Genomic DNA, 14659 nt, shown 5'->3' on the forward strand with positions numbered 1-14659 from the left:
AGCATGGCCCTGCGAAGTTGCGGAAGCCGTCGCTGCCGCCTGCGTGGTCGAACGCTTAGACTCCCCGGTTCGATCCACGGGGGACAACCGATGAGTGCCACCACACACCTGCGCCGGCTGCTGGCCGCGGCATTGATCCTTGCACTTTCCGGGCCAGCCGTTGCGGCACCGCCGGTGGCCGATGCCGCCGTCGATGTGCTGGACATGCATGGCACGCCGGCCAGTGCGGCCGACCGCGGCTTCAACATCTTCTTCGATGCCGGCGCCTGGCATGGCTACAGCCTGCCGCTTGCCAGCGACGCCGGCAGTGGTTTCTCCGGGCCCTTCGTCCACAGCATCGGTGCCGGGCGCTGGGCGGGACGGCGGCTCGCGCAGGTGACGCTGGCCCCGCCCGGAGGCGGCGCGGTGATCACGCTGCGCGAAGTCGGCAGTCATGCCGGGCCGGGCTACCTGCAGCGCCATTTCCAGGGCCAGGGCCTGCAACTGCGGCAGACCCTGTTCTTCGCCGATGCGCAGCGCGCGCTGGTGCGCATCGAGCTGGAATCGTCGACCTCGCGCGCGTTGGACGTGGCGGTGGAGAACGAAGCGATGCTGGCGCCGGGGGATCGGCTCGTGCTGCATTCCGGTGCGGTGACGCAGACGTTCGCCGGCAGCGCCGATACCGTGCTGACCCGCCTGCACCAGGACGTGGTGCAGCTGCTGCCACGGCAGGCGCGCAACCAGGTCGTCTTCGCGTCGAGCCAGCCGGTGCAGCTGGAGGCGGCGAAGCCACTGGTGCTGGTGCTGGAACAGCAGTTGTCGGCAGGGCCGGGACCGGCCGTCGAGGTCGACGCCGATGCCGCCTGGTCACGCAACCGCGCGCGCTGGAACGGCTACCTGCAGGCGATCAAGCCCAGCCGCGTGCCGGGCGTGCCGGATGCGACCGCGCAGCGCATCGCGCTGAAGGCCGTGCAGACCCTGATCGGCAACTGGCGCGCGGCGCGCGGCGACCTGCGCCACGACGGGGTGATTCCCTCCTACTCGGCCGATTACTTCAACGGTTTCTGGGCATGGGATTCGTGGAAGCACGCGATCGCGCTGGCCCATTTCGCGCCGGACCTGGCGCGCGACCAGATGCGCGCGATGTTCGACTACCAGGCCGCCAACGGCATGGTCGCCGACAGCGTCTACCTCGATGCGAAGGAGAACAACTGGCGCAACACCAAGCCGCCGCTGGCTGCCTGGGCGACGCTGGAAATCCACCGCGCCACCGGCGATGCCGGTTTCGTCGCCGAGATGTACGACAAGCTGGTGCGCTATCACCATTGGTGGTTCGCCGAGCGCGACCACGACCACAACGGCCTGGCCGAATTCGGTGCCACCGATGGCACCCGCCTGGCCGCCGCGTGGGAAAGCGGCATGGACAACGCGGTGCGCTTCGATGACGCGAAGATGCTGCGCAACGGCGAGAACGCCTGGTCGCTGGACCAGGAGTCGGTCGACCTCAACGCCTATCTCTATCGCGAGAAGCTGGACCTGGCGGCATTGGCCGGCGTGCTGGGCAAGCCGGACGAACGCGATGCCTGGCTGCGTGATGCCGAGGCGATGAAGCAGCGCATCGGTGCGCGCTTCCACGATGCCGAGGCGGGCTGGTTCTTCGATGCGCGGCTGGGCAGTGGTGCGCATATCCGGGTGTTCGGCTCGGAGGGCTGGACGCCGTTGTGGGCGGGGCTGGCCAGTGATGCACAGGCGCGTGGGGTGATCGCCACGATGCTGGATCCGAAGCGTTTCGCCACGCCGATGCCGCTGCCCACGCTGGCGGCCGATGATCCGCGCTTCTCGCCGATCAAGGGCTACTGGCGCGGGCCGCTGTGGCTGGACCAGGCGCGATTCGGAGTCGAAGCCCTGCGCCGCCATGGCCACGTGCGCGAGGCCGACCAGCTGACCGCACGCCTGCTGTTGAATGCCGAGGGGCTGGATGCGCAGGCGCCGATGTACGAGAACTACGACCCGACCACCGGCAAGGGCTACCAGGCGCGCAACTTCAGCTGGTCGGCGGCCAGTTACCTGTGGCTGCTGGGCGTGGGACGCGAGTGAGGGTGGGCGGCGGGCCTGCCTGGCGCGCCCCGTCGTCGAAGATGAGGGCAGACGTCGGCGCCTCGTTCAGGTGAAAAAGGAAGCGCCGCGATCGCGGCGCTTCCTGTCCCTGCGGTGGACGGCATCGCTGCCGTGACCGATCAGGCGGCGGCGAACACCGGGCGGGTCAGGTTGTCGGCCTCGCCCTCGGTGCACAGCACCTCGTCCTCGATGCGGATGCCACCGTAGGGGCGGAAGAAGTCCACGCGCTCCCAGTTCACGCTGGCTGCGTTGCCGGCCTGCTTCACCTCGTCCAGCAGCATGTCGATGAAGTACAGCCCCGGCTCGATGGTCACCACCATGCCCGGCGCCAGCACACGGGTCATGCGCAGGTAAGGGTGGCCGGCCGGACGCTCGACGCGGCCGCCGTGGTCGCCGGCGGCGAAACCGGCCACGTCATGTACCTGGGCGCCGATCAGGTGGCCGATGCCATGCGGGAAGAACGCGGCGCTGACGCCGGTGGCCAGTGCGGCTTCCGGTGAGACGTTGATGACGCCGAAGTCCTTCAGGATGCCCATCAGCGACAGGTGTGCATCCACATGCAGTTGCTTGTAGTCGAAGCCGTTGCGCACGGCCGCGCACATCTTCCGCTGCGCGGCGTCGACGGCATCGATCAAGGCCTGGAATTCGTCATGGCCGGCGGCGGCGTAGGTGCGTGTGATGTCACTGGCGTAGCCATGCGCGGAGGCACCGGCATCGATCAGGAAGCTGCGCAGCGGCTGCGGGGCGACGCGGCCCAGCTCGGTGTAGTGCAACACCGCGGCATGCTCATTGAGCGCGACGATGTTGCCGTAGGGCAGTTCGTTGCTGTCCTGGCCGACCGCACTGCAGTAGGCCATGTGGATGCCGAATTCGCTGGCGCCGGCGCGGAACGCGGCCTCGGCGGCCTTGTGGCCGCGCACGGCAAGTACCTGGGCCTGGCGCATCAGCGCGGCTTCGTAGGGGGTCTTGTAGGCGCGGTACCAGTCCAGGTAATGGATCACCGCTTCCGGGTTGTTCGGCACGAAGCCGCCCAGCGCGCTCTGCGCTTCGCCGATGATCGCGCAGCGGGCCGGGTCCCTGGGCAGCAGCGGCAGCGCGTCCTCCGGCTTGCGGATGATGTGGATGTCGAAGTGCTCGACCCACCAGCCGCTGGGGGCGTCCGGGACCACGTGCCAATAGTCGAAGGGCTGGTAGAACACCAGCGTCGGCCGCTTGCCGGGGGTGTACACCAGCCAGCTGCAGGGCAGCCGGGTCTGCGGCAGCCAGGTCTTGAACAACGGGTTCACCGCGTACGGGTAGTCGCGGTCGTCGAAGGCCTGGTAGTGCAGGGTGCCGCTGGGGACGACCAGGTGATCGAAGCCGCCGCGCGCCAGTGCCTCATCGGCGCGGCGCATGAGCACGCCCAGATGGTCGGAATACAGGGCGGCGGGATCGTGCTGGTTCATCGCGGTGGCTCGCTTGGATGACGTGATGCGGGGCCACGATTCTGCCGCAATCGGCCCACGGCTGCTGTGCCGTTTTCGTCACTCAGGCCTTCGGCAGGTTGCTTTCGATCCAGTGCACCAGCTGTTCGCGCTGGGCCTTGTCCATGGTCAGGAAGCGGAATCCGGCCCAGGATTGTTCCGGGGCGTGCGCCGGCTCGCGCCAGAGCAGGTGCACGCCGGCATCGATCTGGTGCTGGCCGCCGCGCCCGTCGGGAATGGTGAACTGCAGCTGGTAGAGCGCGTCGTCCTGCAGCGGGCCGGAGGCGATCAGCAGCATGCCGCTTTCGGAGATGTTGCTGAGTCGGCCGATCACGCCGTCGGTCATCATGTCGCGGACCGGCACCAGTTCCGGCACCGGCATGCGGGGAGCGCGGCGGGTTTCGGTGATCATGCGTTTTCCTCCGCAGCGGCAGGGGCCTTGCCGGCCAGCGAACGCAGGGTACGCAGGGTGGCCTGCCAGGCGCGGTCGATCAGGCGGCCGCGGTCCTCGGTGACCATGCGCAACTGGCCCTTGGCCATCAGCCGGGCCATCGCATCGAGCGAGAGCTCGGCGATCTTCTGGCCGCGCTGGTTCACGAACAGGGCGTTGTCGGTGATCAGGCTGTACCAGGACAGGCGCTGGCGGCGGCTGTCACCCTGCTGGTTGACCACGAACTCGAACCAGGTGCCGAAGGGCAGGGTGCGCAGCTGCCGGTAATGGGTTTCCTCGGCCGGGGTGCGCTCGGGCTGTTCCTTGCGGCGGCGCTCCTCGTCCTCGTCACGGTCGCCGGCCTCGCCCAGGCGCGAGCGCGCCTTGAGCTTGGCGGTCAGCTCGGTCTTGGAGGTGATGTCGTCCTCGCCGCCGGGCGAGGACAGGCGGCGGGCAATCGCGCCGGCCTCGTCGCGGTGGTAGCCGACCTGCTGCAGCGACTGCTCGATCTCGTCGCCGAAGGTGATGTCCGGGGTGCCGGATTTCAGCGCAGTGATCTCGCTGATGCGGCGCGTGGACTGCTCGCGCTGCTTCCATTCCTCCGACTGCTCGCCCTGGCGCAGCAGGGTGAGGGTCAATACGTCCGACCATGCCTTGCGCAACAGGGTCTGCACGAACTTGGGCGGGTTGCTGTTGGCGCAGACGTCCTCGATGGTGCGGCTGGCCAGCTGCTTGGCGGCCTCCAGCCGCTCCTTGCCGCGCGCGGCCTCGACCTGGCGGCGCTCGGTGACCTCGGCGCGCCGGGCGGCGGCGCGAAGATGGGTCTGGATGCGCTCGTTGGCCTCGGTGAAGACGGTTTCGTCGCCCTGGTAGTCATTGACCACCGTGGCGACCGATTCGTTGAGCTTCTGCAGCAGTACCGGGTCGCTGTCGTCGTCGCTGAGCCACACCGCGCCGGACTCGGCCACGGCATTGAGCAGCTCGCGCGCGGGGTGCTGGTCGCGCTGGAAGAAGCTGGCGTCGCTGATGGCCGCGCGCAGCAGCGGCACCTGCAGCTGGGTGAGCAGGCCGGTGGCCGGGCCGTCGCTGCGCACCTCGCGCTGGATCTGGGTGAACAGCATGCCCAGCAGGTCCAGCGTGTCGGTGTCCTGCGAGGACAGTGCCGCGGTCGGGCCGTGTTCGGCCTTGATCTGTGACAGCAGCGCGCCGTGGATGTCGCCGATGCTGCGGCGGTTGCCGGCCGCGGCGCTCTGCAGCTTGCCAAGCAGGTCCATCACGGCGCTGCTCGGCACGGCCACGGCATGGGAGCCCTCGGTGCTGCCGCCGGTCGCCAGGGCCGATGGCGCCGCGCTGGCGGAACCGGCCGCGCCGCCGGCCACGCCATGGCGAGCGGCATCCAGCAGGTTGTGCAGGCCCGACAGCACCGGGTTGCCGGCCGGAGCGGCGGCATCGGAGCCGCCACCAGTGCCCGCACCGGACACCGCAGGCGCCGAGGCAGCGCCGGCGGCGGCACCGGCGAGGCCGCCCGGCAGCTGCAGTTCCTGCGACAGGCTGCTGGCCCAGGAGGCCGCCGGGGCCTGGCCCTGCCAGCTGGTCAGCGGGCCCTGTCCGGCCGAACGGCTGCCCGGGCCCAGGCCGTTGCCGGTGTCCCTGCCGGCGGGGGCGTTGCCGCGCGGCGCGGAGGGGCGGACCAGGTACGGGCGGTAGACCAGCCCGGGCAGCACGCCTTCGCGCGCGAACAGGATGTTGAGGCGGTCGGCCAGCTCGGTATGGCGGTCCATGACCTGGCGTTCGAACACCTGGTACAGCGCCAGCTGGCTTTCCAGGTTGAGCTGCAGCCGCTCGCCGGCCTCGCGCAGGGCGCGGCACAGCGCATACGGGCCGGTGGGTAGCCGCTCGATGTCGAAGGCCGGTTGCGCGGCGAGCACCGCGAAGCGCTGCCCGAGCAGCTGCAGGGCGGTGATGCCGCGGGTCCCTTCGCGGCGGGCCATCTCGTGCAGCACGATGTCGCGGTCGATGTCGGTGTCCTCGACCAGGGTCATGGTCTTGAACGCCGTGGCCTGGGTGTTGCCGATCGGTTGCGGGGCATCCCTGAAGCTGGCCAGCTGCCCGGCCAGGGCATCCAGGAACAGGCCCGGGAACTGCGGGGCCTGCTCGCGCAGCGTGCGCATCTGGGCGTAGATGTCCGACTGGATCTGGCTGTTGCGGGCCTTCTCGGCATGCTGGAACAGCGCACGTTCCAGCTCCACCATGCACAGCTGCAGGGGCGTGCGCAGGACGTCGTCGGCGGCCTGCCAGACGGCTTCGAGCAACTGGCGGACGCGGGCGGGGACCGGCGCGTCTGCGATCCGGGCAGGCGCCTGACTGGACGAACTGGATGCGGTCCCTGACATCGTGGTGTGTTCTGCCCCCGTTAGACCGCGCTTTCTATCATTTTGGTGACAGCTTCGCCACTTTGGTTCTTACGATCAGGGCAGGAACAGCTCCACCACGTCGTTGGTGAAACGCCGGCCCAGCTCGGTCGGGAGCAGGCGGTCGCCCTCCATCGCCAGCCAGCCGCGGTCGCCGGCGATTGCCAGCGCAGGTTGCAGCGCGGCGGCGGGCAGCCCGGTGCGGGACGTGAAATCGCGCAGGGTGAAGCCTTCGTGCAGGCGCAGCAGGTTGAGCATGTACTCGAACGGCAGCCGCTCGGGGCTGATCATGTCGTCACCGCCGATGCTGGCCGGGGTGCCGGCGCTGTCCATGAAGGCCTGTGGATGCTTGTGCTTCCAGCGGCGCAGCACGTGCTGCCCGGCGCCGGAGCTGATCTTGCCGTGGGCACCGGCACCGATGCCCAGGTAGTCGCCAAAGCGCCAGTAGTTGAGGTTGTGCGCGCACTGGTAGCCGGGCCGGGCATAGGCGCTGACCTCGTACTGGCCGTAGCCGGCCTGGGCCAGCAGTGCCTGGCAGTGCTCCTGGATGTCCCAGGCACTGTCCTCGTCGGGGATGCCCTGCGGCGGCCGGGCGAAGAACACCGTGTTCGGCTCCAGCGTCAGCTGGTAATGCGAGATGTGCGTGGGGTCCAGCGCGAAGGCGCGCTCCAGGTCATGCTCGGCCTGGGCCAGGGTCTGCTCCGGCAGCGCGTACATCAGGTCGATGTTGAAGTTGGTGTACCCGGCATCCTGGGCCAGCTTCACCGCGCGCTCGGCCTCGTTGCTGTCGTGGATGCGGCCCAGGCGTTTGAGCGCGTCATCGTTGAAGGTCTGGATGCCGAAGCTGATGCGGTTCACGCCGGCCGCGCGGTAGCGGTCGAAGCGGCCGTGCTCGGCGGTGCCGGGGTTGGTCTCCAGCGTCACTTCCAGGTTCGGCGCGAAACGCAGCCGTGCGCTGGCCTCCTGCAGGAAACGATCGATCGCTTCGGGCGGGAACAGGCTGGGCGTGCCGCCGCCGAAGAACACGCTGCTGACCACCCGGCCCCAGACCAGTGGCAGGTCCTGGTCCAGGTCGCGGATCAGCGCGTCGATGTAGGCATCGAACGGCAGCGCGCCCTTGCCCGCGTGCGAGTTGAAATCGCAGTACGGGCACTTGCGCACGCACCAGGGAAGGTGCACGTACAGCGACAACGGTGGTGGCACCAGCTGCGGGCCGGCAGCGTGGCCGTGGTCGCCCGAACAGGATTCACCGGGCGCGTGGTGGCAATGGGCGTGGGAGTGCGACATGGACGGCTTTGTGAAGATCGGAAGTGCAAGGGAGGAGGGCGCTATCGCTGAGTGATCAGGATCGAATCAACCAGCGAGCGCGGTTGTGCACGGAGCACGGTAGCGGCGATATCACGGAACATCGCCGAAGGACCTTGATAGCTGCCCATCTCATTGTCCATGAGGCGATGACGTGCCGGTCGGCTGCCGTTGCGCATGTAAAGGTAAAGGCCGGAAACCATGCCTTTGTGCTTGTCCGCAAAGTTGTCGTAGCGTACTTCGAGCACGTCGAATAGCGGCACCTCGCGCCACCGATGTGCGGTTGCAATGTTGTGATAGCGCAGTTGACCTGCATTCTCATCAAGCACAACGCGTTGCCACATGATTGGTGCCGAGATCAGTATGGTCGTCACCACTCCGGCCATTGACCATAGTGGGAGTGTCAGCCAGGAATAATCACCGTCATAGGCCTGCAGGCCACCGGCGATGGCTCCGCTGACGCCACCCAAGATGGCGACCGCCTGTACAAGTATCAAGCGGGTCCGATAGCAGCGTGGCGTCATTCCCTGATCTCTGTGGTTAATCGAACGTAAGTTGCGATATACGCTGCAACAACAGTTGCAGCGCCTTGGCACGGTGGCTGCGGCCGTTCTTCTGCTCCGGCTGCATTTCCGCGGCGGTCAGGCCCAGTTCCTCATCCAGGAACACCGGGTTGTAGCCGAAGCCGTGGGTGCCACGCAGTTCATCGATGATGCGGCCTTCCCAGCTGCCTTCGCAGATCAGCGGCTGCGGGTCGTTGGCGTGGCGCAACAGCACGATCACCGCGTAGAAGCGGGCGCTGCGGCGTTCGGCCGGGACATCACGCAGGGCGTCGAGCAGCTTGGCATTGTTGGCGGCATCGTCGGTCGGGCTGCCGGCATAGCGCGCGCTGTACAGGCCGGGGGCGCCGTCCAGTGCATCGACGATCAGGCCGGAGTCGTCGGCCAACGCCGGCAGTCCGGTCACCGCGCAGGCGTGACGCGCCTTGATCAGCGCGTTCTCGACGAAGGTCAGGCCGGTCTCCGGCACATCATCCACGCCCAGCTCGCGCTGCGGCACGATCTGCAGCGGCAGCGCGGCGAGCATGGCCTGCAGTTCCTTCAGTTTGCCGGCGTTGCCGCTGGCCAGTACCAGTTTCATTGTTTGGGCTCCAACAAGTCCCAGGTGTTGCCGTACAGGTCGCGGAACACCGCGACGGTGGCATAGGGCTCCTCGCGCGGGGCCTCGAGGAATTGCACGCCGCGCTCGGTCATGGCGGCGTGATCGCGCCGGAAGTCGTCGGTGTTCAGGAAAAAGCCGACCCGGCCACCGGTCTGGTTGCCGATGCGGCTGCGCTGTTCGGCGTCACTGGCGCGGGCCAGCAACAGCGCGGCGGAGCTACCGTCAGCCGGCCCGACCACCACCCAGCGCTTGCGGCCCTGGTCGATGTCCTCCAGCAGCTGGAAGCCCAGCTTGCCGGTGTACCAGGCGATGGCCTCGTCGTAGTCGGCCACCACCAGCGTGACCAGGGCGATGCGCCGGCTCATGCCTGGGCCAGTGCCGCCTGCTGGGCCTCGAACAATTCGCGGATGCCCTTTTCGGCCAGCACCAGCAGCGCGTCCAGCTCGTCACGGCGGAAGGCATGGCCCTCGGCGGTGCCCTGCAGCTCGATGAAGCCGCCGCCGTCGTTCATCACGACATTCATGTCGGTATCGCAGTCGCTGTCCTCGGCGTAGTCCAGGTCCAGTACTGGTTGGCCCTTGTAGACGCCGACCGAGACCGCGGCCACCGCGCCGAACAGCGGGTTGCGCTTGATGTCACCGCGCTTGAGCAGCAGGTTGACCGCGTCCACCAGTGCCACGTAGGCGCCGGTGATGGCCGCCGTGCGGGTGCCGCCATCGGCCTGCAGCACGTCGCAGTCCAGGGTGATGGTGCGTTCGCCCAGCGCATTGCGGTCGATGCAGGCGCGCAGCGTGCGGCCGATCAGGCGCTGGATTTCCAGGGTGCGGCCGCCCTGCTTGCCACGTGCCGCTTCGCGGTCGGAGCGGGTATGGGTGGAGCGGGGCAGCATGCCGTACTCGGCGGTCACCCAGCCTTCGCCCTTGCCACGCAGGAAGCCGGGCACGCGGTTCTCGACGCTGGCGGTGCACAGCACGCGGGTGTCGCCGAAGCTCACCAGCACCGAACCTTCGGCATGGCGGGTGAAGGCGCGTTCGATGGTGACGGTGCGCAGCTGATCGGCCTGGCGGCCGCTGGGACGGGAAAAGGTCATGAAAGGTCCGGATGACAGGGGTATTCAATGGGGCGTCCGGGCGGCCGACGGGCCGGCGTCCGGGGGCGCCTAGGGTACCATTCGCCCTTTGCAACGCACCGGAATTCCACATGATTCGAAGCATGACCGCCTATGCCGGCGGCGAACGCGTCACGCCCTGGGGCACGCTGGGCTGCGAGCTGCGCTCGGTCAACCACCGTTTCCTCGAAGTCGGGGTACGGTTGCCCGAGGAACTGCGCGCGCTGGAGCCGCAGCTGCGCGAGCGCGTTTCCGGCCGCATCAGCCGCGGCAAGCTGGACCTGGTCATGCGCCTGCGCAGCCCGGAGGCGGCGACCTCGCTGACGGTCAACGAGGTGCTGGTGAAGCAGCTGGGGGACCTGGCGGTCCGGCTGCATTCGGGCTTCCCGAACCTGCGGGTCGAGTTCACCGAGCTGCTGCAGTACCCGGGCGTGCTGCGTACCGAGGCCACCGACACCACCGCGCTGCAGGCCGAGGCCATGGCGCTGCTGGACGAGGTGATCAATGGCTTCGTGCAGGCCCGGGAGCGTGAAGGCGACAAGCTGGCCACGGCGATCAGCGAGCGCGTGGACAGCATCGAGCGCATCGCCGCCGAGGTGCGCGAGCTGATCCCGGTGATCCGTGAAGGCCAGCGCGCCAAGCTGGCCGCACGCCTGGCCGACCTGCCGCACCCGATGGACCCGGGCCGCGCCGAGCAGGAACTGGTGCTGTGGCTGCAGAAGCTGGACGTGGACGAGGAGCTGGACCGGCTGGGCAGCCACATCGCCGAGATCCGCCGCATCCTGCGCCAGCGCGAGCCGGTCGGCCGTCGCCTGGACTTCCTGCTGCAGGAGTTCAACCGCGAGTCCAACACGATGGGCTCCAAGTCGGTGGACAGCCGCACCTCCAACGCCTCGGTCGAGCTGAAGGTGTTGATCGACCAGATCCGCGAGCAGGTCCAGAACATCGAGTGACATGCCGGTCCAGCCGTGCCGGGCCCTGCTCGGCACGGCAGCCGGTATCGGCGTCCCCGGCAAGGCGCCGGCGCGGCATGGCGGGGCTCCACGGCAGGGCGCGTTCGGCACGAAACGGCCCGTCCCGTTACAATGCCGGGCCATTCCGACGCTGGCCCACCCTTCCATGCGTGGCACCCTCTATATCGTCGCCGCCCCGTCCGGGGCCGGCAAAAGCAGCATCGTCAACGCCACCCTGGCGCGCGACCCGCAGATCTCCCTGTCCATCTCCTTCACCTCGCGGGCCATGCGCCCGGGCGAGGAGAACGGCAAGCACTACCACTTCGTCAGCGCCGCCGAGTTCGAGCGGATGATCGGTGAAGGGGACTTCTTCGAGCACGCCCTGGTGCACGGCGACTGGAAGGGCACTGCCCGGCAGTCGGTCGAGCCGCAGCTGGCCGCGGGCAAGGACGTGCTGCTGGAAATCGACTGGCAGGGTGCCCGCCAGGTGCGCGACAAGGTGCCGGGGGCAGTGAGCGTGTTCATCCTGCCGCCGTCGCGGCAGGCGCTGGACGAGCGCATGCGCAAGCGCGGCCAGGACAGCGAGGCGGTGATGGCCCAGCGTCTGGCCGCCGCCCGCGAGGAGATGCTGCATTACGACGAGTTCGACTACGTCATCGTCAACGAGGATTTCGACACCGCCGTGGGCGAGATGTGCGCGATCTTCGCCGCCAGCCGGTTGCGGCTGGAGCCCCAGCAGCGGCGAAATGCCGACCTGATCGCCTCCCTGCTGGCCCCCGAAAACTGAGCAAGCGATTGATTCACAAGGGGCTGTTCAGCCGTCGGCTTGATTTCCGGGCGGCCGGGCCTCTACAATCGCTCCCCTTTCCCTCATTCGTTCGAGCGGCCGTGCAGGTCGCCGGGAGCCCGCATGGCCCGCATCACCGTAGAAGATTGCCTGGAAGTCGTTAACAACCGTTTCGAGCTGGTCATCATGGCGTCCAAGCGCGCCCGTCAGCTGGCCAATGGTGTCCAGGCGACGATCGACAACAGCGAGACCGAGGACAAGCCGACCGTGCTGGCGCTGCGCGAAATCGCCGCCCGCCGTATCGACAACGAGCTGATCGAGGAAGTCGAGAAGGCCGAGCGTGAGCGCGTCGAGCGCGAAGCGCTGGAGTGGGCCGCCGCCGAAGTGGTCGCCGACGAAGACATGTCCAAGAACGACGATTGATCGGCTCGATCAAGCGCATCGCTGCAGTACATCGGACAGCCCGCCCCGTGCGGGCTGTTCTGCATTCCGGGTTTGCCGAAGATCGCCTGCTGGCATAGTCTTCCGCCATGAACCCAGGCCCTTCCGCCCAGGTAGCCACGCCCGCGGGCGGGGCGGTACCTGACTACGTACTCCAACTCGAACGCGCAGCCAGCTACCTGCCCGCCGAGCAGCTGCCGTTGCTGCGTCGCGCCTGGGAAGTGGGCGCGACCGCGCACGCGGGCCAGACCCGCAAGTCCGGCGAGCCCTACATCACCCATCCGGTCGCCGTCGCGCGCATCCTGGCCGAGCTCGGCCTGGACGTGGAAACGCTGATCGCCGCGATCCTGCACGACACCATCGAGGACACTCCGCTCACCGCCGCGGAACTGGCCGGTGAGTTCGGGCAGGCCGTGGCCGACCTGGTGGACGGCGTCACCAAGCTGGACAAGCTCAAGTTCCGCGACCGCCAGGAAGCGGCTGCCGAGAGCTTCCGCAAGATGCTGCTGGCGATGTCGCGCGACCTGCGCGTGATCATGATCAAGCTGGCCGACCGCCTGCACAACATGCGCACCCTGGGCGCGCAGAGTGCCGAGGCGCGCCGCCGCATCGCCACCGAGACGCTGGACATCTACGCGCCCATCGCCCAGCGCCTGGGCATGAACCTGATCAAGTCCGAGCTGCAGAACCTGGGCTTCCGCGCGCTGTACCCGTGGCGTCACGCCATCATCGAAAAGCACATCCGCAGCCAGCCGGTGGTCCGCCGCGAGGCGATGGCGCAGGTGGAGGTGCAGCTGTCGCAGCGGCTGGCGCGCGAAGGGCTGGAGCACCGCCTGATCAGCCGCATCAAGACGCCCTGGAGCATCTACACCAAGATGCGCGAGGAGAACAAAACCTTCGACCAGGTGATGGACGTGTTCGGCTTCCGCCTGGTCGTGCGCAACGTGCCCAACTGTTACCACGCGCTGGGCGCGGTGCATGCCGCGTTCAAGCCGCTGGACGGGCGCTTCCGCGACTTCATCGCCATCCCCAAGGCCAACGGCTACCAATCGCTGCACACCGTGCTGTTCGGGCCGTACGGCTCGCCGATCGAGGTACAGATCCGCACCGAGGAGATGGACCTGATCGCCGAGCGCGGCGTGGCCGCGCACTGGACCTACAAGTTCGGTGGCGACAGCCCCAACAGCGCGCAGAGCCGCGCGCACGCGTGGATCGTGGAGCTGATCGACTCCCAGCGCACCGCCGGTTCGTCGCTGGAGTTCCTGGACAACGTCAAGGTCGACCTGTTCCCGGACGAGGTCTACCTGTTCACGCCCAAGGGCAAGATCCTGGCGCTGCCGCGCAACTCCACCGCGCTGGACTTCGCCTATGCGGTGCATACCGACGTGGGCAACCGCGCGGTGGCTTCGCGCGTGGACAAGAAACTGGTGCCACTGCGCACGCGCCTGGTCAGCGGGCAGACGGTGGAGATCATCACCGCGCGCTCGGCCTCGCCCAAGCCGCAATGGCTGGAATTCGTGGTCAGCAGCAAGGCACGCACCGCCATCCGCCACCAGCTCAAGCAGCTCGAGCACGAGGACGCGGTGCAGCTGGGGCACAGCATGCTCGACCGCGCGCTGGAAGCGATGGACAGCTCGATCGAGCGCCTGCCCAAGGGCCGCCTGGATGCGTTCCTGGCAGAACAGCGTTATCCGCGCCTGGAGGCTTTCCTGGCCGACGTGGCGCTGGGCAACTGGATGCCCACCCAGGCCGCGCAGGCACTGATGTCCTACGCCGAGCTGCGCGGTGGCAATGCGCCGAGCCGCCGCCAGGAGAAGATCCTGATCAACGGCAGCGAGCGTGGCGTGGTCAGCTTTGCCGGCTGCTGCCAGCCGATCCCGGGCGACGACATCATGGGTTACCACACCGCCGGCAAGGGCATCGTGGTGCACCGGCTGGACTGTCCGAACCTGGCCGAGCTGCGCAAGTCGCCCGAGCGCTGGGTGCCGATCGGCTGGGACACCAACGTGGTGGGCGACTACGACACCGCGCTGGTGGTGGAAGTGGAGAACGGCACCGGCGTGCTGGCGCAGCTGGCCGCAGCCATCGCGCAGAGCCACTCCAACATCGAGCGCGTGGATTACCTGGACCGCGACTTCAACGCGGCGGTGCTGTGCTTCAACATCCAGGTCCGTGACCGCAACCACCTGGCCGAAGTGATGCGTCGCCTGCGTCGGTTGCAGGTGGTGCAGGCGGTGCGCCGGCAGTAGTCGGCGCTTGGCCTGGGCAAGCGTGGCGGGGAGCGCATCCCTTCCATGCAGCCCTCATGTGCCGGTAGCGCCGGGTCATGCATTGGCGAATGCAGGCCGGAAGCGCTTTTCCACAACCGGTGTGCGGCACTGCACGGAGAACTTGTGGATAAGGGCGCGCAGCCCTTGTGCCCCAACGCTTCGCAACGTGTGGTGAAGATTTGTCCAGCCTGGCCTGCGTGGTCACCATGCGCCGGTAGCGCCAAGCCGTGCGT

Annotated in this window: 13 protein-coding genes; 5 read left to right on the forward strand and 8 right to left on the reverse strand. The window is 68.2% G+C overall.

Going from position 1 to position 14659, the window contains the following annotated elements:
* Positions 1 to 90: 90 nt before the first annotated feature.
* On the forward strand, positions 91 to 2076 hold the full coding sequence (locus ACIPR8_RS02635; protein ID WP_446540072.1) for an MGH1-like glycoside hydrolase domain-containing protein: 1986 nt from the start codon (positions 91 to 93) through the stop codon (positions 2074 to 2076).
* Positions 2077 to 2216: 140 nt separating this feature from the next.
* On the opposite strand, the gene pepQ is transcribed toward ACIPR8_RS02635, so the two are convergent.
* The 8 genes from pepQ to rph form a co-directional block, all read right to left on the reverse strand.
* The gene (pepQ, locus tag ACIPR8_RS02640) at positions 2217 to 3542 is read right to left on the reverse strand and encodes a Xaa-Pro dipeptidase (RefSeq protein WP_446540073.1); all 1326 of its coding nucleotides are present in this window, start codon (positions 3540 to 3542) and stop codon (positions 2217 to 2219) included.
* Positions 3543 to 3624: 82 nt separating this feature from the next.
* Entirely contained in the window at positions 3625 to 3972 is a 348-nt protein-coding gene (locus ACIPR8_RS02645) for a PilZ domain-containing protein (protein ID WP_192287532.1), read from the reverse strand.
* Entirely contained in the window at positions 3969 to 6383 is a 2415-nt protein-coding gene (locus ACIPR8_RS02650; protein ID WP_446540074.1) for a DUF1631 domain-containing protein, read from the reverse strand. Before ACIPR8_RS02650 ends, ACIPR8_RS02645 begins: the two co-directional genes overlap by 4 nt.
* Before the next feature lie 75 nt (positions 6384 to 6458).
* A complete protein-coding gene (gene hemW, locus ACIPR8_RS02655; RefSeq protein WP_446540075.1) occupies positions 6459 to 7688 on the reverse strand; it encodes a radical SAM family heme chaperone HemW in 1230 nt (409 codons plus the stop codon).
* A gap of 41 nt (positions 7689 to 7729) precedes the next feature.
* A complete protein-coding gene (locus tag ACIPR8_RS02660; RefSeq protein WP_446540076.1) occupies positions 7730 to 8230 on the reverse strand; it encodes a hypothetical protein in 501 nt (166 codons plus the stop codon).
* 16 nt (positions 8231 to 8246) lie between these two features.
* Positions 8247 to 8846, reverse strand: a complete 600-nt coding sequence (gene rdgB / locus ACIPR8_RS02665) for an RdgB/HAM1 family non-canonical purine NTP pyrophosphatase (RefSeq protein WP_446540077.1) — start codon at positions 8844 to 8846, stop codon at positions 8247 to 8249.
* Positions 8843 to 9232, reverse strand: a complete 390-nt coding sequence (locus ACIPR8_RS02670; protein WP_313252012.1) for a VOC family protein — start codon at positions 9230 to 9232, stop codon at positions 8843 to 8845. The genes rdgB and ACIPR8_RS02670 overlap by 4 nt, the downstream gene beginning before the upstream one ends.
* Positions 9229 to 9957, reverse strand: coding sequence for a ribonuclease PH (rph, locus tag ACIPR8_RS02675; protein ID WP_192287526.1), 729 nt, complete (start codon positions 9955 to 9957; stop codon positions 9229 to 9231). Before rph ends, ACIPR8_RS02670 begins: the two co-directional genes overlap by 4 nt.
* A gap of 110 nt (positions 9958 to 10067) precedes the next feature.
* Between rph and ACIPR8_RS02680 the strand changes: the two genes are divergently transcribed.
* From ACIPR8_RS02680 to ACIPR8_RS02695, 4 genes are all read left to right on the forward strand, one after another.
* Complete coding sequence (locus tag ACIPR8_RS02680; RefSeq protein WP_192287525.1) at positions 10068 to 10928, forward strand: YicC/YloC family endoribonuclease; 861 nt, start codon at positions 10068 to 10070, stop codon at positions 10926 to 10928.
* A 166-nt stretch (positions 10929 to 11094) separates the two neighbouring features.
* Complete coding sequence (gene gmk / locus ACIPR8_RS02685; RefSeq protein ID WP_192287524.1) at positions 11095 to 11715, forward strand: guanylate kinase; 621 nt, start codon at positions 11095 to 11097, stop codon at positions 11713 to 11715.
* Between the two features lie 123 nt (positions 11716 to 11838).
* Positions 11839 to 12138, forward strand: coding sequence for a DNA-directed RNA polymerase subunit omega (gene rpoZ / locus ACIPR8_RS02690; RefSeq protein WP_132865467.1), 300 nt, complete (start codon positions 11839 to 11841; stop codon positions 12136 to 12138).
* A 107-nt stretch (positions 12139 to 12245) separates the two neighbouring features.
* Positions 12246 to 14405 (forward strand): RelA/SpoT family protein, encoded by a 2160-nt coding sequence (locus ACIPR8_RS02695; RefSeq protein ID WP_132865466.1) that lies wholly within the window; start codon positions 12246 to 12248, stop codon positions 14403 to 14405.
* Positions 14406 to 14659 lie beyond the last annotated feature (254 nt).

This window comes from Stenotrophomonas sp. LARHCG68 (genome assembly GCF_052871705.1).